This is a genomic window from Streptococcus sp. HMSC077F03 (genome assembly GCF_001812375.1).
GTDB lineage: Bacteria > Bacillota > Bacilli > Lactobacillales > Streptococcaceae > Streptococcus > Streptococcus oralis_S.
Genome location: NZ_KV808793.1, coordinates 203,785 through 221,259, shown reverse-complemented (window position 1 = coordinate 221,259; position 17,475 = coordinate 203,785). Strand labels below are relative to the sequence as shown.

19 protein-coding genes are annotated in these 17,475 nt (G+C 40.0%); 8 read left to right on the top strand and 11 right to left on the bottom strand.

What is annotated here, in order from left to right; translation table 11 throughout:
* The first annotated feature begins 35 nt into the window (after nt 1-35).
* From HMPREF2853_RS06295 to HMPREF2853_RS06270, 6 genes are all read left to right on the top strand, one after another.
* Complete coding sequence (locus HMPREF2853_RS06295) at nt 36-1,376, top strand: MATE family efflux transporter (protein WP_070535310.1); 1,341 nt, start codon at nt 36-38, stop codon at nt 1,374-1,376.
* 178 nt (nt 1,377-1,554) lie between these two features.
* Entirely contained in the window at nt 1,555-2,523 is a 969-nt protein-coding gene (locus tag HMPREF2853_RS06290; protein ID WP_070535308.1) for a thiamine pyrophosphate-dependent dehydrogenase E1 component subunit alpha, read from the top strand.
* Between the two features lie 16 nt (nt 2,524-2,539).
* The gene (locus HMPREF2853_RS06285; protein ID WP_000448714.1) at nt 2,540-3,532 is read left to right on the top strand and encodes an alpha-ketoacid dehydrogenase subunit beta; all 993 of its coding nucleotides are present in this window, start codon (nt 2,540-2,542) and stop codon (nt 3,530-3,532) included.
* Nucleotides 3,533-3,859: 327 nt separating this feature from the next.
* Nucleotides 3,860-4,903, top strand: coding sequence for a dihydrolipoamide acetyltransferase (locus HMPREF2853_RS06280; RefSeq protein WP_070535306.1), 1,044 nt, complete (start codon nt 3,860-3,862; stop codon nt 4,901-4,903).
* A 41-nt stretch (nt 4,904-4,944) separates the two neighbouring features.
* On the top strand, nt 4,945-6,648 hold the full coding sequence (gene lpdA, locus HMPREF2853_RS06275; RefSeq protein ID WP_070535304.1) for a dihydrolipoyl dehydrogenase: 1,704 nt from the start codon (nt 4,945-4,947) through the stop codon (nt 6,646-6,648).
* Nucleotides 6,649-6,706: 58 nt separating this feature from the next.
* Nucleotides 6,707-7,696, top strand: coding sequence for a lipoate--protein ligase (locus HMPREF2853_RS06270; RefSeq protein ID WP_000874002.1), 990 nt, complete (start codon nt 6,707-6,709; stop codon nt 7,694-7,696).
* 73 nt (nt 7,697-7,769) lie between these two features.
* On the opposite strand, the gene xerS is transcribed toward HMPREF2853_RS06270, so the two are convergent.
* The 10 genes from xerS to ylqF all read right to left on the bottom strand — a co-directional run bounded on the left by xerS (nt 7,770) and on the right by ylqF (nt 15,483).
* A complete protein-coding gene (gene xerS, locus HMPREF2853_RS06265; protein ID WP_000817856.1) occupies nt 7,770-8,840 on the bottom strand; it encodes a tyrosine recombinase XerS in 1,071 nt (356 codons plus the stop codon).
* A 139-nt stretch (nt 8,841-8,979) separates the two neighbouring features.
* Entirely contained in the window at nt 8,980-9,270 is a 291-nt protein-coding gene (locus tag HMPREF2853_RS06260; protein WP_001148766.1) for a hypothetical protein, read from the bottom strand.
* On the bottom strand, nt 9,251-9,643 hold the full coding sequence (locus HMPREF2853_RS06255; RefSeq protein WP_070535302.1) for a hypothetical protein: 393 nt from the start codon (nt 9,641-9,643) through the stop codon (nt 9,251-9,253). Before HMPREF2853_RS06255 ends, HMPREF2853_RS06260 begins: the two co-directional genes overlap by 20 nt.
* Nucleotides 9,625-10,881, bottom strand: coding sequence for a hypothetical protein (locus HMPREF2853_RS06250; protein WP_070535300.1), 1,257 nt, complete (start codon nt 10,879-10,881; stop codon nt 9,625-9,627). Before HMPREF2853_RS06250 ends, HMPREF2853_RS06255 begins: the two co-directional genes overlap by 19 nt.
* Nucleotides 10,881-11,324 (bottom strand): hypothetical protein, encoded by a 444-nt coding sequence (locus tag HMPREF2853_RS06245; RefSeq protein ID WP_070535298.1) that lies wholly within the window; start codon nt 11,322-11,324, stop codon nt 10,881-10,883. Before HMPREF2853_RS06245 ends, HMPREF2853_RS06250 begins: the two co-directional genes overlap by 1 nt.
* Before the next feature lie 23 nt (nt 11,325-11,347).
* Entirely contained in the window at nt 11,348-11,722 is a 375-nt protein-coding gene (locus tag HMPREF2853_RS06240) for a hypothetical protein (RefSeq protein WP_070535296.1), read from the bottom strand.
* Nucleotides 11,722-12,153: a hypothetical protein gene (locus tag HMPREF2853_RS06235; RefSeq protein ID WP_070535294.1), complete on the bottom strand. Its 432-nt coding sequence runs from the start codon at nt 12,151-12,153 to the stop codon at nt 11,722-11,724. Before HMPREF2853_RS06235 ends, HMPREF2853_RS06240 begins: the two co-directional genes overlap by 1 nt.
* Nucleotides 12,154-12,302: 149 nt before the next feature.
* Nucleotides 12,303-13,853: a ClC family H(+)/Cl(-) exchange transporter gene (locus tag HMPREF2853_RS06230; protein WP_070535292.1), complete on the bottom strand. Its 1,551-nt coding sequence runs from the start codon at nt 13,851-13,853 to the stop codon at nt 12,303-12,305.
* A gap of 12 nt (nt 13,854-13,865) precedes the next feature.
* A complete protein-coding gene (locus HMPREF2853_RS06225; RefSeq protein ID WP_070535290.1) occupies nt 13,866-14,645 on the bottom strand; it encodes a ribonuclease HII in 780 nt (259 codons plus the stop codon).
* Nucleotides 14,632-15,483 (bottom strand): ribosome biogenesis GTPase YlqF, encoded by an 852-nt coding sequence (ylqF, locus tag HMPREF2853_RS06220; protein ID WP_070535288.1) that lies wholly within the window; start codon nt 15,481-15,483, stop codon nt 14,632-14,634. The genes HMPREF2853_RS06225 and ylqF overlap by 14 nt, the downstream gene beginning before the upstream one ends.
* Before the next feature lie 215 nt (nt 15,484-15,698).
* Between ylqF and mazE the strand changes: the two genes are divergently transcribed.
* Both mazE and HMPREF2853_RS06210 read left to right on the top strand, forming a co-directional pair.
* Nucleotides 15,699-15,914 carry a type II toxin-antitoxin system PemI/MazE family antitoxin gene (gene mazE / locus HMPREF2853_RS06215; RefSeq protein ID WP_001098942.1) on the top strand — a complete coding sequence of 72 codons (216 nt, stop codon included), beginning with the start codon at nt 15,699-15,701 and terminating at the stop codon, nt 15,912-15,914.
* Nucleotides 15,898-16,254: a type II toxin-antitoxin system PemK/MazF family toxin gene (locus HMPREF2853_RS06210; protein WP_042902272.1), complete on the top strand. Its 357-nt coding sequence runs from the start codon at nt 15,898-15,900 to the stop codon at nt 16,252-16,254. Before mazE ends, HMPREF2853_RS06210 begins: the two co-directional genes overlap by 17 nt.
* Nucleotides 16,255-16,287: 33 nt before the next feature.
* On the opposite strand, the gene HMPREF2853_RS06205 is transcribed toward HMPREF2853_RS06210, so the two are convergent.
* Nucleotides 16,288-17,466, bottom strand: a complete 1,179-nt coding sequence (locus tag HMPREF2853_RS06205) for a hypothetical protein (protein ID WP_070535286.1) — start codon at nt 17,464-17,466, stop codon at nt 16,288-16,290.
* Nucleotides 17,467-17,475: the final 9 nt, after the last annotated feature.

Here is a 17,475-nt window from a genome sequence, read left to right as displayed (position 1 = left end):
TTCTGCTCTATAAAATATAAGAATAGAGAGCGTATATGTATCCAACCCATCAATTTAAAGATAAGTTTGTCTTATTTCTTAAGATATTTTTTCCTATCCTAATTTATCAATTTGCCAATTATTCTGCCTCTTTTGTTGATACAACTATGACTGGGCAGTACAATACCATGGACTTGGCAGGAGTATCAACTGCAACGAGTCTATGGAATCCTTTCTTTACTTTTTTAACAGGGATTGTTTCGGCCATGGTTCCCATCATAGGCCATCATCTGGGACGGGGCAAAAAGGAAGAAGTGGCATCTGACTTTTATCAATTCGTCTACTTAGCTTTCGGACTGTCTTTGGTCTTGCTTGGCATGGTAGTATTCTTAGCACCGCCTGTCTTAAATCATATCGGACTAGAAGCTCAAGTGGCGGCAGTTGCAGTTTCTTATCTTTGGTACCTTTCTATCGGGATTATTCCCTTGTTGCTTTTTAGTGTCATTCGGTCTTTGTTAGATTCTCTTGGATTGACTAAGCTATCTATGTATCTCATGCTTTTGTTACTTCCGCTCAATAGTGGTTTTAACTATCTCTTGATATATGGAGCATTCGGTTTTCCTGAGCTTGGTGGTTCAGGAGCAGGGCTAGGAACTTCGCTAGCCTATTGGGTTTTATTGGGCATTTCCCTGCTTGTTTTGTTCAAACAAGAAAAGTTAAAAGCGCTACATCTTGAAAAACGGATTCCACTCAATATAGATAAAATCAAGGAAGGTGTTCGGTTAGGTCTACCAATCGGAGGAACCGTATTTGCGGAAGTGGCTATTTTCTCCGTGGTGGGACTAATCATAGCTAAGTTTTCATCGCTCATCATCGCCAGTCACCAGTCAGCTATGAACTTTTCGAGTCTCATGTATGCTTTTCCTATGAGTATTTCCTCTGCTATGGCGATTGTTGTGTCTTACGAGGTGGGGGCTAAACGTTTTGAGGATGCAAAAACCTATGCTCGTCTGGGGAGAGTAACCGCCCTTATTTTTGCAGGTCTTACCCTATCTTTTCTCTTCATTTTTAGAAATCGTGTAGCAAGTCTATACGGAAATGACCCTCACTTCATCGAAACAACTGCTATATTTCTAACCTACAGTCTCTTTTTCCAGCTAGCTGATACCTTTGCGGCTCCGCTCCAAGGAATTTTAAGAGGGTATAAGGACACTATCGTTCCTTTCTATCTTGGCCTAATCGGGTATTGGGGAGTAGCGATACCTCTAGGATATCTACTAGATCAGGCAACTGACTTAGGGGCATTTGCCTACTGGATTGGGTTAATTGCCAGCTTGATTGTTTCTGGTTGTTTGTATCAATGGCGTTTGAAAACCGTAATGAAAAGATTGAGCTAATTTTAAGAAATTATCCTGAAAAAGCACTTTGTGAAAAAATGCTCTAACTAGAGAGAATCCCTGTTTTAACAGGGGTTTATTTTTTTATATTGTGAAATTTTATTAGCCATATACTTTGACAGTGTATACTAAAAAAGGTAAAATAGTAAGGTAAGAACAATGTTAGAAAGGCAAGATTATGTCAACTTTAGATAAGAATCTTTTGCTAGAGATGTTCCGTAAGATGGAAGAAATCCGTCGCATGGACTTAAAAATTGCTCAGTTAGTGAAAAAGGGAAAAGTTCCTGGTATGACTCACTTTTCTGTCGGAGAAGAAGCTGCTAACGTCGGAGCTATGCTGGCCCTCAACCCAGATGATCTGATCACTTCTAACCACCGTGGACATGGTCAAGCTATCGCCAAAGGAATTGACCTCAACGGAATGATGGCTGAAATCCTCGGGAAATATACTGGAACCTGTAAAGGAAAAGGTGGTTCTATGCATATCGCTGACCTGGATGCTGGTAACCTCGGTGCCAATGGTATCGTAGGTGGTGGTATGGGAATCGCTGTCGGCGCAGCCCTCAGTCAGCAAATGCAACATACTGGAAAAATCGTCGTTTGCTTCTTTGGAGATGGCGCGACCAACGAAGGTGTTTTCCACGAAGCGGTGAACATGGCCTCTATCTGGAAACTCCCTGTTATTTTCTACTGCATTAACAACGGTTACGGTATCTCTGCGGACATCAAGAAAATGACCAATGTGGAGCATATCCATCAACGTAGTGCGGCATACGGAATTCCTGGAATGTTTATCGAAGATGGAAACAATGTCATCGATGTCTATGAAGGATTTAAGAAAGCTGTAGATCATGTTCGTGGTGGCAATGGCCCAGTCTTGATTGAAAGTGTAACTTATCGCTGGCTTGGTCACTCATCATCTGACCCTGGTAAATATCGTACCCGTGAAGAAGTGGAACTGTGGAAACAAAAAGACCCAATCGAAAATCTTCGCAAATACCTCATTGAAAACAATATTGCAAGTGCAGAAGAATTGGCAGAAATTCAAGCACAAGTCAAGGAAGCAGTAGAAGCTTCTGTTAAATTTGCAGAAGAAAGCCCATTCCCACCACTAGAATCAGCATTTGAAGATATTTACGCAGACTAAGGAGAAAGAGATAAAAATGGAAACAAAAACAATGTCCTTCCGTGACACCATTATCCTTGCTATGTCTGAGGAAATGCGTCGCGATGAAAATGTATTCTTGATGGGAGAAGACGTCGGTGTCTTCGGAGGAGACTTCGGAACTTCTGTCGGAATGCTCGAAGAATTTGGTCCAGAACGTGTTCGTGACTGTCCGATTTCTGAAGCTGCTATCTCTGGAGCAGCAGCAGGAGCAGCCATGACAGGACTTCGTCCAATCGTCGATATGACCTTTATGGATTTCTCAGTCATTGCCATGGACAATATCGTCAACCAAGCTGCTAAAACACGTTACATGTTTGGTGGAAAAGGTCAGGTTCCAATGACAGTTCGATGCGCAGCTGGTAACGGAGTTGGTTCTGCAGCCCAGCACTCGCAGTCTCTAGAGTCTTGGTTCACACACATCCCTGGTCTTAAGGTTGTAGCTCCAGGTACACCTGCTGACATGAAAGGACTGCTCAAGTCTTCTATCCGTGATAACAACCCTGTTATCATCCTTGAATACAAGTCAGAATTTAACCAAAAAGGGGAAGTGCCAGTTGATCCAGACTACACAATCCCACTTGGAGTTGGTGAAATCAAACGTGAAGGTACAGATGTAACAGTCGTTACTTATGGTAAAATGCTTCGTCGTGTGGTTCAAGCTGCTGAAGAATTAGCAGAAGAGGGAATTTCAGTTGAAATTGTGGACCCACGTACCCTCGTTCCGCTTGATAAGGATATCATCATTAACTCAGTGAAGAAGACTGGTAAGGTGGTGCTTGTCAACGATGCTCACAAAACAAGTGGCTATATCGGAGAGATTTCAGCTATTATTTCAGAATCAGAAGCATTTGATTATCTAGACGCACCAATCCGCCGTTGCGCCGGAGAAGATGTGCCAATGCCTTACGCACAAAATCTAGAAAATGCAATGATTCCAACAGTTGAAAGCATCAAAGATGCAATCCGTAAGACTTATAACAAAGAATAATACATAATATAACTTATGTAAATAAAATAAAAAAGACGAGAAACTTTGTATCTTTTAGGTACAAAACTCTTTTCGTCCTTGATATCATAGATTAGAGCACGGGCTAAAAGCTCGGAAAAAAGATAAATCTCCTTGGCTTCATCGAAGCCAGCATCGATTTCCTATTTTTCAGTCGCTTTTTATGCCCTTAGTATCATGTAATTGAATTCGGACTGAGGTCTGTGAAAAAAAGATAGATTTCCTTGTGTTCATCGAACACATCGTCAATCTCCTATTTTTTCATTGCCCTCTTCGTCCTAAATATCTTAGTATAGAATTGGAGAGGTCATGGCTGATGACAAGCTAAGAGCGACTCCTGCGGCTAGAAAGTTAGCGGATGATCTAGGGATCAACCTCTACGACGTTTCTGGCTCAGGTGCAAACGGTCGTGTCCACAAAGAAGACGTGGAAACTTATAAAGACACAAATGTGGTTCGCATTTCGCCACTTGCAAAACGAATTGCCCTCGAACATAACATTGCTTGGCAGGAAATCCAAGGAACAGGTCATCGTGGTAAAATCATGAAGAAGGATGTTTTAGCCTTGCTTCCTGAAAATATCGAAAATGACACCATCAAGTCTCCTGCTCAAATCGAAAAAGTAGAAGAGGTTCCTGATACTATCACTCCTTATGGTGAGATTGAGCGTATTCCAATGACACCAATGCGTAAGGTTATCGCTCAACGTATGGTTGAATCCTACCTAACTGCGCCAACCTTCACACTCAACTACGATGTCGATATGTCAGAAATGTTGGCTCTTCGTAAGAAGGTTCTTGATCCGATTATGGAAGCGACTGGTAAGAAGACTACTGTAACAGACCTTCTTTCACTCGCTGTTGTGAAAACATTGATGAAACACCCATACATCAACGCTTCATTGACAGAAGACGGCAAGACCATTATCACTCATAACTATGTCAACCTTGCGATGGCGGTTGGTATGGATAACGGTCTAATGACACCTGTTGTCTATAATGCTGAAAAAATGAGCTTGTCAGAGTTGGTTGTTGCCTTTAAGGATGTAATTGGTCGTACCTTGGATGGTAAATTGGCTCCAAGCGAACTGCAAAATTCAACCTTCACAATCAGTAACTTGGGAATGTTTGGTGTTCAGTCCTTTGGTCCGATTATTAACCAACCAAACTCAGCTATCCTCGGGGTTAGCTCAACAGTTGAAAAACCTGTAGTTGTCAATGGTGAAATTGTTATTCGTCCTATCATGAGCCTTGGTTTAACTATTGACCACCGTGTTGTAGATGGTATGGCTGGTGCTAAGTTTATGAAAGACTTGAAAGCCTTAATTGAGAACCCAATCTCAATGTTGGTTTAAGTCAGCTATTGTTATTTTAGAGATTTAGAAGGAAGTAAGACATGGCCTTAGAAGTAATTATGCCAAAAGCCGGCGTGGATATGACAGAAGGACAAATCGTCCAATGGAATAAGAAAGTCGGTGAATTTGTAAAAGAAGGAGAAATCCTTTTGGAAATCATGACTGACAAAGTCAGCATGGAATTGGAAGCCGAAGAAGATGGATACTTGATTGCCATCCTCAAAGGAGATGGTGAAACTGTCCCTGTAACGGAAGTTATCGGTTACCTTGGGGAAGAAGGGGAAAACATCCCAACAGCTGGAGTAGCAGCACCAGAAGCTAGCCCTGCTCCCGCAGCTAGTGCCTCAAACGACGATGGCAAGAGTGATGATGCCTTTGATATCGTTGTGATTGGTGGAGGTCCTGCTGGATATGTAGCAGCCATTAAAGCTGCCCAACTTGGCGGTAAGGTTGCCCTTGTTGAGAAATCTGAACTCGGTGGAACTTGCTTGAACCGCGGCTGTATCCCAACCAAGACCTACCTTCACAATGCTGAAATCATCGAAAACATCGGTCATGCAGCAAATCGTGGTATCGTCATTGAAAATCCAAACTTCACTGTAGATATGGATAAACTTTTGGAAACTAAATCTAAAGTTGTCAATACTTTGGTAGGTGGTGTTGCAGGTCTTCTGCGTAGTTACGGAGTTACTGTTCATAAGGGTGTTGGTACCATCACTAAAGACAAGAATGTCTTGGTTAATGGTTCAGAATTGCTTGAAACCAAGAAAATTATCCTTGCCGGTGGTTCAAAAGTTAGCAAGATCAACGTTCCTGGTATGGAATCATCACTCGTGATGACAAGTGATGACATTCTTGAAATGAACGAAGTTCCAGAAAGCCTCGTAATCATCGGTGGTGGAGTTGTTGGTATCGAACTTGGTCAGGCTTTCATGACATTTGGTTCAAAAGTAACTGTTATCGAAATGATGGACCGTATCGTTCCAGCTATGGATGCGGAAGTTTCTAAGAATCTTCGCTTGATTCTTGAGCGTAAGGGTATGACCATCTTGACAGGTACAAAATTGCAAGAAATCATCGAGGAAAATGGTCAACTTCGTATCAAGGTTGAAGGAAAAGACGATATCATTGCAAATAAAGCTCTTCTTTCAATCGGTCGTGTACCAGACCTTGAAGGAATTGGCGATGTTGAGTTTGAATTGGATCGTGGTCGTATTAAGGTCAATGAGTACATGGAAACTTCTGTTCCTGGAATCTACGCACCAGGTGACATCAACGGTACTAAAATGTTGGCGCACGCAGCTTTCCGTATGGGGGAAGTTGCTGCTGAAAATGCCCTCAAAGGAAACCATGCTGTTGCTAAATTGAACTTGACTCCAGCAGCTATCTACACTCTTCCTGAAGTAGCAGCAGTAGGTTTGACTGAAGAACAAGCACGTGAAAAATACGATGTAGCCATCGGTAAATTCAACTTTGCTGCCAACGGTCGTGCCATTGCATCGGATGCTGCTCAAGGTTTCGTAAAAGTTATCGCAGATAAGAAATACGGGGAAATCCTTGGTGTGCACATCATTGGTCCTGCAGCCGCAGAATTGATCAACGAAGCGTCAAGCATTATCGAAATGGAAATCACTGTTGAAGAAATGCTGAAGACTATCCACGGACACCCAACCTACTCTGAAGTGATGTACGAAGCGTTTGCGGATGTTCTAGGAATGGCCATCCATTCACCTAAGAAAAAATAAAACGAAGATAGACTAGACTGGAAGATTATTTCCAGTCTCTATCGTATAAAGGGATATCATGAAATACATTATCAATCATTCAAACGACACTGCTTTTAATATCGCCTTGGAAGAATATGCCTTTAAACACTTACTAGATGAGGATCAAATCTTCCTTCTTTGGATTAACAAACCTTCTATCATTGTTGGTCGTCACCAGAATACTATCGAAGAAATCAACCGTGATTATGTTCGAGAAAATGGCATTGAGGTAGTCCGCCGTATCAGTGGTGGTGGGGCTGTTTACCACGATTTAAACAACCTCAACTACACCATCATTTCAAAAGAAGATGAAAACAAGGCCTTTGACTTCAAGAGCTTCTCAACTCCAGTTATCAATACCTTGGCTCAACTCGGTGTCAAAGCTGAATTTACAGGGCGTAATGACCTTGAGATTGATGGCAAAAAATTCTGTGGTAATGCCCAAGCTTATATCAATGGACGTATTATGCACCATGGTTGCTTGCTCTTTGACGTTGATTTATCAGTCCTTGCTAACGCCCTCAAGGTTTCAAAGGACAAATTTGAGTCAAAAGGTGTGAAATCCGTCCGTGCTCGTGTCACAAATATTGTCAATGAATTACCAGAAAAAATCACTGTTGAAGAATTCCGTGATTTACTACTGGAATACATGAAAAAAGAGTACCCAGAGATGACTGAATACGTTTTTTCTGAGCAAGAATTAGCCGAAATCAATCGTATCAAGGATACCAAGTTCGGTACTTGGGACTGGAACTACGGTAAATCACCTGAATTTAACGTCCGTCGTGGTACAAAATTCACTAGTGGTAAGGTTGAAGTTTTTGCCAACGTCATTGAATCAAAAATCCAAGATATCAAGATTTACGGTGATTTCTTTGGTATCGAGGACGTTGCAGCTGTAGAAGATGTCCTTCGTGGCGTAAAATATGAACGCGAAGATGTCCTTAAAGCACTAGAAACTATTGACATCACACGCTACTTTGCTGGTATCAGCCGTGAAGAAATCGCTGAAGCGGTAGTGGGGTAAAAAGAAAAGAAGTTGGTTGTATGACCAGCTTCTTTTTTATGAGTTTTATTTTACATAAATAATTTTATGTATTCTATAAACTATCTAAAGCATTCTTTTGTTCATCATTGACGATATGGGTATAGAGGTCAGTGACTTGTGTACTGGCATGTCCTAGCTGATGGCTGACCAAAACTTGCGATTTAGTAGCATCATAGAGCCTAGTCGCCAGGGTATGGCGGAGTTTGTGTGGAGTTACACGGACTTTGAAGTCCTCAGAGTACTTAGCAACCATCTTTTCAACACTAGAAGCATCAATACGATTGGGAACGCCTCGATATAAGGTCAAAAAGAGAGCAGTATCTGTCTTTTCCGTCTTATAGCGTTGATTTCGAATGGCTAGATAATTCTCTAGGTAAGGCTTAGCAAAAGCAGCGACATTGACAGAATCACGTTTCCCCCCTTTTCGAGTGACATCGATCACCATCATTTTGAGATTGAGGTCTCTTAGATCTAGATTAACAGCTTCAGATAAGCGGACACCAGACGCTAGGAGAAGGGCAATAATGGCCAAATCACGTTCTTTGTTCTTATTAAATGATGAGAGAGCGCGATTTGAGAGCTGTTGTGGGTACTCCTGATCGATATAAGTTAGAAAACCTTCTGTTTCATCACCTAGAAAGAGTTTTTGCTTGATGTTTTCAGCTCTAGCAGCAAGTGTTTCTTTCTTTTTCTTGGTTGAAACTTTCTTCATTACATTACGATAGAAATAGGGTTCTCCCAGGTCGTTTTCAACCTCCTCTGTTAGATACTTGTAAAGACTAGAAAGTGCTGATAAGGTCCGATTGATGGTCGTCTGAGATACACCTTGCTTGGTTGTATTAGCATTCAGCAATGGACGTTCACGTAGATATAGGATAAAAGCTTCCATATCTTTCTTAGACATATTTTCCAAGACAGATAAAGGAATATCAGACATTTTATCAGCATTTGAAATTCCAGACTCTAAAACCCAGCTGAAAAATCGATCGTATTCCTTGAGATATTCGTACAAGGTTGTAAAACTGTAGGGCACAGCAAGCTTGGATTGGTAGTATTCCAGAACATACCAGGGCATGATTTGTTTTAGTTTGTCGATTCGTTCCAGTAAAATCTCACGTTTCATGTATTTTCTCCATAATTAAGTCTACAAGTAGTATAGCATAGACTTATATATTTTTCAAGAAAATTATAGTTTTTCGGAAAGATGTTATAAGAACCTTAAAACTGAAGTCTAACTTCCCCCAGTTATCCTGAACCCTTTATTAAATTTCATCATACTTGAGCAACATATTCGGAATCTTTTCTTCAAGACTCTTGCGAACTTTACCTTGAATTGCAGTGTCCATTTGGCTGTTTATACTTGTAATGGTTGATTTGGTTTCTGTAGCAATTTTCTTAGCTGCCTTATTAAAGTTATCTTTTAATTTATTCTTTGCTGTTATCGCTAACTTTGCTTCCGTAATGATTCGGTTTCTTTCCATCATTCGATACATTTGTTTCAGTGCATACTGGTATTCTTCATCTGTGTAGTATTCATTCATTGGTGCTTGCATAATCTCTCCTTAATCTGTGAAATTCTTCGTCTAAATCATTTCTTTTTTTGCGAAACTCGTTATCGTATTTTTCTCTCTCATCTTCGAGTTTAATTTTACGATCTCTGTATACTTGATTCGAAAAGTGTCTCAAATTTTCTATTTCTATAAAGTAGTCTCTAACATCATCAGCCGTTGACGAAAATTTTCTCAAAATATGATACATTTTATCAACTTCTTCGGAAATTAGTTTTTCTAAGTTTGCATTTCGTTCGTCTAGATCAAGGGCTTTGTTATCAAGTTTCTTCTTTTCTTGATAATATCGTTCTTCTAGAGTATACAGTTCTCTCTCTTTTTCTCTAATTTCCTCCCATTTTACATCTTTTCTTTCCATTGTCGAAACTCCTTGCCTAATTTTTTATCTGTAGCTACTGTTTTTTCGATGACTTCCTGTAATTGTTTATCCATATTTTCAAACGCTTGGGCGGAAGCATTCATCTTAGTGGCTGTTTGATTTGTCTCTGCCTGAAACGTATCGATAAACTGTGCTTGAGTGATGCCTTGACTAGCAAAAAGGGCCTCAACCTCATAGGGAGCTAATGCTGTGTAGCTCGTAAAGTCGATTTTTGACCAAATTTCTTGTAATTCTTGATTGGCTTTTTTGGCTAAGGCGCTCACTTCATCAGCTCCAGTTCTTGCTGCTGTAGCCATAGATGACGATAAGATAGAACCCTGAGCTGCATCTAAGTATATTTCCTCAGAGCTACTAATGCCACCTGATGACCATTTTGACTTCAAGTCCTTGTAATGAGCCATTCCTCGGAGACTGTTGGCATACGCTCGATAAACGCCACTGATTAAGGGTTTCCCACCTTTACCATCTACAAGTTGACCAGTTACAGGATCAAACTCCCAGTCACCAATTTTATGACTCGAACCATCAAGCCAGTGAATCGTACTAGGCATAGAATTTGTAGTGGTAGTATTATACCATTCTGGATGGTTGAAATCATTCCAGACTACTACATCATCATTTTTTTTACGATAATCTATAAACATAGAAGGATTACTTTCAATAAATGCTTTTTCTTTCAATGAAAGTGCTCCATATTTAAACCAAGCATTAAAGGTGGTTGTTGGTATGTGATATTTAGCCCCTACTTTAAGCATATAAGCCCCTTGTGAATAGCCCGATAGTTGACTGACTTCATATCTGGGATCGTCCATAATCTCTTTTACGAATTGGTCGGCAACCTTATATTGTGGAGATAAATAAGTTTGCCTTGCAATTACGGCACTATTGACATCTCGTGAACTAAACATAGTTTTATTCACCGGACTATCAGGGTCAGTTCCTGCCGCAATCACAGCTACATTTTTATAATCTGGTTTGCCGTTGACAATTGGAGCAACTGCCAGTCCATCAAAACCTGTTTCAGTGTCAGACTTAGTGGCAACAACACGGAATTCTTGACCATCGGAGGTGGTTATAGTGTTGGTTTCATTTTCATTTTTTGGAATAGCTGTCACAAATTTCTTTTTATTTCTATCTGAAAATTCTTTATTAACACTATAAACAGCAAAATCTTGATTTAAATTATTCAATTGATTATCAGTATAATTAAATGTCATTATTGTTCTCCTGTTTCACCATTTGAATATTGCACTAATACAGTAGATTCTGTTTTACCAATGTGTTTTTTTAGTTTTAACCATTGTTGATTAATTTCTTCATCAGTATTTCCTTTCATAAGGCCATCGTGGTTTTCTTTATAAGTTAATCTGTGATTAATTCCATAAGTTATCATTTGATTATCACTGAACTTTATTTCAATATCACAAGACCATGATCCTGGTTTCTCACTATAATAAGGTTCCGTAATCTTAATCTCCTCAATCCCTTGGTAAGAATTTTTTAAAGCATTCACCAAACTAACTTCATACTCTCTATTCCGACGTTCCTCTTGAGACTTCCCTAACATGCTAAACATAAATATACCTCCTGCTGTGATGGTTGCGAGTAACAAAACGATTAGTAACCTTTTATGACTTTTTTTAGTGTTGGAATTATTCATTTGGGCTTTTCTCCTTTTTCTTATTATACTATAAGATTAGAATATATTACACTATAATAAGAAAAAGTTGATTTACTTCTATCAGTCTTAGTAGGATTTTCTGGAACCGTTCCTGCAGCAATCACAGCTACATTTTTATAATCTGGTTCACCGTTGACAATTGGAGCAACTGCCAGCCCATCAAAACCTGTTACTGGGTCAGACTTAGTGGCAACAACACGGAATTCTCGACCATCTGAGGTGGTTATAGTGTTGGTTTGATCCGAAGATAACTTATCATTTGTTTTGGCTACAACTTTCTTTTCAACTTCCCTTTCAGCATATTCAAAATTTACACTATAAACATTTTTTCCGTGATTTAATTCATTGAGTTGTTTATCGGTATAAGTGTATACCATTAATATTCTCCTTCTGAACCATCTGAATAAATAATTTTTGTGAGTTTACTAGTCTTACCCAAGTGACTATTTAAAAATTCTCGGTCCTTTTTTCTATTCTCTCTCTCTAAAGATACATCAGAAATACGTTTATCTTTTTTTGAATAATTAATTTTATATTTTATGCTTCTCTCATTAAAATATAGTTCAACTACGCAAGTCCAACTTCCTGGCGGATTTGTGTAGTTTGCATTAGAAAATCTAATTTCTTCAATACCCTCATAACTATCTTTTAAAGTTTCAACCAAACTAACTTCGTACTCTCTATTCCGACGCTCTTCTTGGGATTTCCCTAACTTAGAAAACATAAAAACACCTCCTGCTGTGATGATTGCGAGTAACAAAACGATTAATAGCCATTTATGACTTTTTTTATTGCTGGAATTGTTCATTTAAGATTTCCTCCTTTTTCTTATTATACAATATTTTAAATTAATTTTAACTATATAAGAAGTAAAAACCGATCTCATTGCTGAAAACGGTTTTTAAAAGTATTAAATTACAATCTTAATTTACATAATTTATATTATGCAAATATCATCTACAACAACAAATCTTTGACTCTTCCAATTTCACTTTTTGGAATCACTAGGTGAATCATATCGCCAAGATACATTCTAGTTGAGCCGTTAACTGTTTGGCTTTTGCCATTATGGACTTGGGTAGTGATGAGTATGTTATGTGGTAAGTTGAGCTCGTGAACCTGCTTTCCAGCGATTTTATCTGATACAGGAATTTCAATGAGGGTGACTTCTCCTTCATCTGTCGCTTCTTCTGGCAACATTTTTTCTAGCATGGCCTCATAGACTGGAGCACCCTTGAGTAGATCCATGACGATGTAGGCAACCAAGGTCACTAAGCCAAGTGGCATGAGGTTGCGAATATCTCCAACCATTTCGGTTACGAGTATCATGGCAGTTAAAGGAGCCTTGGATATTGCCCCAAAGTAGCCACTCATTCCTAAAATGACAAATATAGGGAATTGCTCCTGACTGACAAGCCCGAGATTGACACAAATGATACCAACTAGGGCACCAAGTAAGGAACCAAGCGCCAGAATGGGAAGGAAAATTCCTCCTGGGAGGCCACTTCCATAGCTAATCATGCTCCAAACAAAGCGAATCAAAAAGTAAGCTAATAGAACTTGAAAACTAAAATTTTGCTCAGTCAAGGAAAGAACGACCTGATTTCCACCACCGAGAATTTGTGGCAAGAAAATCCCGACTGGTACGATAAGGATAAAGGCTAGTATTGGATAATAAGCTCTATCCAAATGGATTTTTTGACCAATCCAGTCATAAATTCGACCAACATTGAGTACAGCTTTCTCATAGAGAAAACCAGAAAGCCCGAGAAAAATTCCCATAAGGAGGTATATCCAATACTGGTCTAGGTTCATGAGAGGAATGTTGTCAGGCATATCCAGTACGGGTGTTAAGCCAAATATGAGCAGAGAAACAAAGTTTGCTACGAGACTAGCTGCTAGAGTTGATACCCAGAAAAATCGTGAAAAATGGTGATAGACTTCCTCTACAACAAAGAGGAGGCCTGCAATCGGTGCATTAAAGGCAGCGGCTAAACCTGCAGCAGCTCCACTGGCAATCAGGGAACGTTCCTCTACTGGACTGGATTTTAGCCACTTGGCGATGCCTTTGCCACCAACTGCTCCAAGTTGAATACTTGGTCCTTCTCGACCTAGCATAAGTCCACTTGCAATAGCAAGAATCCCTAATACATATTTTTTCCAAAGGACACTCCACCAATTGAGAGTCATCAGTCCCTTTAGTTCGGCTTCGACTTGAGGAATTCCTGAACCCTTGATATCTTTTTCTGACCGAGTTAGTTTCGCACTGAGCCAGCAAACGAATACATAAAATAAACCAATGATAAAAAGATTGCGCACTAGGTGCGCTGGTTCTTGATAGAGTCCTTGTATCAGATGGAAGCCCTTTTCGATTAAGAAACGAAAGGATCCGACGATTAGCCCGACGACAAGACCAACAATGATTCCTCGTCCAACTTGGGATAATATGGTGCTTGAGGCAAAGGCAAATTCTTTCTTGGAACTGAGTGTTTCTGACTGTTCCTCCATAATCATTTCCTCTTACTTGTCTTTCTTAGTTGAAACCAGTGTTTTGACTGGTTCAAAACTGGTTCGGTGAATTGGGGTGACACCTAGCTTTTCCAGTCCTTCTAGATGTTTAGCTGTTCCATAGCCTGCATTAGCTATAAAATCATAGCCAGGATATTGCTGATCGTATTTCTTCATCAATTCATCCCGTGTCACCTTGGCAACTATGGATGCAGCTGCGATTGAGAGGGAGTTCGCATCTCCCTTTATGATTGCTGTTTGGGAAATCGGTACATCAAGCTGCATGGCATCAATCAAGAGGTGCTCAGGTTGGGGTCTGAGCTGGGAGATTGCTTTCTTCATGGCCAGTTTGGTTGCTTCATAGATATTGACTTGGTCAATGATGTGATTATCCATGATACCAATCCCGATTGCTAAGGCTTGGTCTTGAACAGCATAATAAATTTCCAGATGTTTCTTTTTAGGGATTTTTTTGCTATCGTTGAGGGCTTTAATCTTACAATTTATTGGTAAAATAACGGCTGCAGCGACCACAGGTCCAGCCAGTGGACCACGGCCGACCTCGTCAACTCCTGCTATAAAGGTCACTCCTTGCTTGTAAAGTTCTTTTTCATAGGAAAGCATGGATTCTAAACGAAGGTCTTCATCTAGTTCAACCTGAATAGCTTTTTTACGCTTGCTGATTTCCTTTTGAACTCCAGAACGAGTATCCTTTTCGAATTCCAGAAAAAGAGGATTGTCTAATTCTTTGACAGTCGCAAGAAGTTCTTTGATTTCTTTAATCGTCGTCATCGATGTCGTCCAATGTATCTAAGGTATAGGTACCGAGTTTTCCATCACGAACTTCCTTCACGAAGAGACTGTAAAAACGGTCGTAGTCGTCTCGGAAACCGAGGGCACGTGTCATATCCATGATGATAACAGGAGCTTCTTCTTCAATTTTCATTTGTTTGAAGCGTTCAGCTAGCTTATCTGGATAATGTTTTTTGAAATAATTGAGACCAAAAATGGTGACTTCATCCATAGGGAGTAGTTGATCTTTAATTGCTCCAGTCAAGGCTAGTTTCAAAGCAACGGTTTCGTCTTCGAACTTAGGCCAGAGAATCCCTGGTGTGTCTAAAATTTCAAGGTCTTTGTTGGTTTTGAGCCACTGTTGCCCTTTGGTAACACCTGGTTTATTGCCGACAACTGCAATCTTTTTCCCAGCCAAACGGTTCATGAGAGTTGACTTACCGGCATTTGGAATTCCGATAATCATGGTCCGCAAGGTTTCGATCTTGATACCTCGTTCTTTCTGGCGTGCAATCTTATCAGCCATGAGCTTTTTAGCAGCATCAGTAACAACTTTTACAGTTACTTGCTCTTTGGAGTTGATAGCCAGAGTTTGGATTCCCTGTGATTCAAAATACTGACGCCATTCTTTGGTCATTGCAGGATCAGCAAGATCCGCCTTATTTAAAATCAAGAGCTTTGGTTTATCGCCAACAATCTTGGTTAACATAGGATTTTGACTAGATAAAGGTAGCCGAGCATCCACCAAAATCGTCACAAAATCAACAAACTTAAGATTCTCCTGAACTTGCCGCCGAGCCTTAGACATGTGACCCGGAAACCATTGAATAGTAGCCATAATATTTTCCCCTTCCGACTAAAAAAAACGTAGTAAAAACGTTTTCTTTCTTACTACCTATTCTATCATAAATGAGGAACTTTTGCACAGGCTTTGACCATAATAAATCACAAATAGTAATCGTCCGAAACATCCTTGAGGTCAGTAACGATTTACTTGACTTTTTTTGTTTTCAGGTATATACTTAGTGTATACTAATTCGTGGAGGTAGAGCAATGAATACAGTAAAGACTCGCAAGGTGGGAAATTCGCTCACTGTGACCATTCCTAAAAATTTGGGGATGACAGAAGGTCAAGAAATGGTCGTCTACAAAGGGATTGACGGAGTCATTGTCTTAGCTCCAAAACTGAAAGATCCTTTTGATGGGATTACTGATTTGAGAATGACAAATGATTTTGAAGGAGTAAGGTCACTTGATAGCGAAATCTGAGTATATTCCTGAAAAGCAGGATATCATTTGGCTGGACTTTGATCCATCAGTCGGTCGAGAAATCCAGAAACGGCGACCTGCCTTGGTAGTTTCTAGGAGAGAATATGCCTTGCAAACTGGTTTTGTAGCTGTCTGTCCTATCACTCATGGCCAACAACGCTTGGCAGAAAAAGGCTTGCTCGTTCCTGTCTCATCGGACAAGGTAGATGGCGCTGTCAATCCATTTCAACTGTATACCTTTGATTTTCGGATGCGTAATGCTCAAAAAATAACAAGAATGGACACACAATGTTTTCAGAAAGTCGTCCAACTTTACCAGTACATCTTTGGAGATACTTAAATCCTACCATGCATAGACAAGGTAGGATTTTTTCTATATGAGTAACCTATCTAAAAACGGATGAAGACAATTGAGGAGAATCCCTCTAGTCCAGCTTTCTTGTGCAGATGACAGATGTTCTGCCTGAAGGCATTCTTTTAAAAATTCAGCAGCTTGTTCCGGAGCAATCTCAAACTCAAAGGCTTTCATCTTGTAAAAAAAGTCGATGAGATGCTCAGATAAGTATTCATCTGAAAAGCGTACTTCTCCACTTTTTCGATATTCTAATAGGAGCCGAGAAAATCTGGATTTTTCATCAGGCAAATCCCGAAAATAGGAATTGAGAAGCCAAGTCTGCTTCTGCTTTCGTTCAATAGGATCTTGATTTGCAATTCGCTGATCCTTTTCCAACTCCTTTTGGTTTTGTTTAGCCTTGATAGCCCGTTCGTCCCTATTCTTACCAAAGAGGATTTTTTCCCATTTTCGTTCTTCTTGGGTCAAGGTTTCTGTAAAGCCGAAGTAATCTTGATAGGCTCGTTCTGCAGGCCCCATAGCAAGAATGAGGTTGTCAGCGTATTGCTTGGCGATTTTATCTCTCTTCTTGCGTTCTTTCTCTGCCTGAATCCGTAAATGCTGCTCGTAGTCGATTTTCTCCTTGCCTAGTTTGACAAGGTAGAGTTGGTCATCGGTCTTACCAAGTAAAAAAGGTTTGATACACTTTTCCAGCACTTCTTCCATACGAGCCTTCTTCTTTGGCTCTGCCTTGGTCCAACTTCCGCCTTGAAAGACCTCTAGGAAGAGCTGATAGTCTCTCTCAGGTGCGAATTGATTGCCACGATTGGCTTTGAAAACACCTTTCTCCCAAAACCATTTTAGAAGTCGTTCGTCAAAGTCACTTTTATTAACCTTGATTTTTTCCTTTTTCTGAGCCTTTCTGGTTAGGTTTTCAACTTTTCTGAGTAGTTTTTCTTCCTCTTCTAGTTGCTGATCGAGGCTAATACGATGAAAATGGCGAACACAGTCGCTTCCGATAGGAAAAAGACGCTGAGCTGTGACAGTATTAAAGAGTTCGTAAGAGTATTTAATGGCATTCCCGCAAACACAATTACTACGGCCAATACCATTAAAAATCAAGGAGACTTCATTCCATTCCTTGGTAGCTTGATCCCAAGTATCGGCTTTTGAAGCCTGTAAAACCGCATCGTGCAGGGATTTTCTAACTGGAAGTGTCATGAGGTCTCC

Coding starts and splice junctions, on each gene's coding strand:
- HMPREF2853_RS06295 (WP_070535310.1), top strand. CDS start 36: ATGTATCCAACCCATCAATTTAAAGATAAGTTTGTCTTATTTCTTAAG.
- HMPREF2853_RS06290 (WP_070535308.1), top strand. CDS start 1,555: ATGTCAACTTTAGATAAGAATCTTTTGCTAGAGATGTTCCGTAAGATG.
- HMPREF2853_RS06285 (WP_000448714.1), top strand. CDS start 2,540: ATGGAAACAAAAACAATGTCCTTCCGTGACACCATTATCCTTGCTATG.
- HMPREF2853_RS06280 (WP_070535306.1), top strand. CDS start 3,860: ATGGCTGATGACAAGCTAAGAGCGACTCCTGCGGCTAGAAAGTTAGCG.
- lpdA (WP_070535304.1), top strand. CDS start 4,945: ATGGCCTTAGAAGTAATTATGCCAAAAGCCGGCGTGGATATGACAGAA.
- HMPREF2853_RS06270 (WP_000874002.1), top strand. CDS start 6,707: ATGAAATACATTATCAATCATTCAAACGACACTGCTTTTAATATCGCC.
- xerS (WP_000817856.1), bottom strand. CDS start 8,840: ATGAAACGTGAGATTTTACTGGAACGAATCGACAAACTAAAACAAATC.
- HMPREF2853_RS06260 (WP_001148766.1), bottom strand. CDS start 9,270: ATGCAAGCACCAATGAATGAATACTACACAGATGAAGAATACCAGTAT.
- HMPREF2853_RS06255 (WP_070535302.1), bottom strand. CDS start 9,643: ATGGAAAGAAAAGATGTAAAATGGGAGGAAATTAGAGAAAAAGAGAGA.
- HMPREF2853_RS06250 (WP_070535300.1), bottom strand. CDS start 10,881: ATGACATTTAATTATACTGATAATCAATTGAATAATTTAAATCAAGAT.
- HMPREF2853_RS06245 (WP_070535298.1), bottom strand. CDS start 11,324: ATGAATAATTCCAACACTAAAAAAAGTCATAAAAGGTTACTAATCGTT.
- HMPREF2853_RS06240 (WP_070535296.1), bottom strand. CDS start 11,722: ATGGTATACACTTATACCGATAAACAACTCAATGAATTAAATCACGGA.
- HMPREF2853_RS06235 (WP_070535294.1), bottom strand. CDS start 12,153: ATGAACAATTCCAGCAATAAAAAAAGTCATAAATGGCTATTAATCGTT.
- HMPREF2853_RS06230 (WP_070535292.1), bottom strand. CDS start 13,853: ATGGAGGAACAGTCAGAAACACTCAGTTCCAAGAAAGAATTTGCCTTT.
- HMPREF2853_RS06225 (WP_070535290.1), bottom strand. CDS start 14,645: ATGACGACGATTAAAGAAATCAAAGAACTTCTTGCGACTGTCAAAGAA.
- ylqF (WP_070535288.1), bottom strand. CDS start 15,483: ATGGCTACTATTCAATGGTTTCCGGGTCACATGTCTAAGGCTCGGCGG.
- mazE (WP_001098942.1), top strand. CDS start 15,699: ATGAATACAGTAAAGACTCGCAAGGTGGGAAATTCGCTCACTGTGACC.
- HMPREF2853_RS06205 (WP_070535286.1), bottom strand. CDS start 17,466: ATGACACTTCCAGTTAGAAAATCCCTGCACGATGCGGTTTTACAGGCT.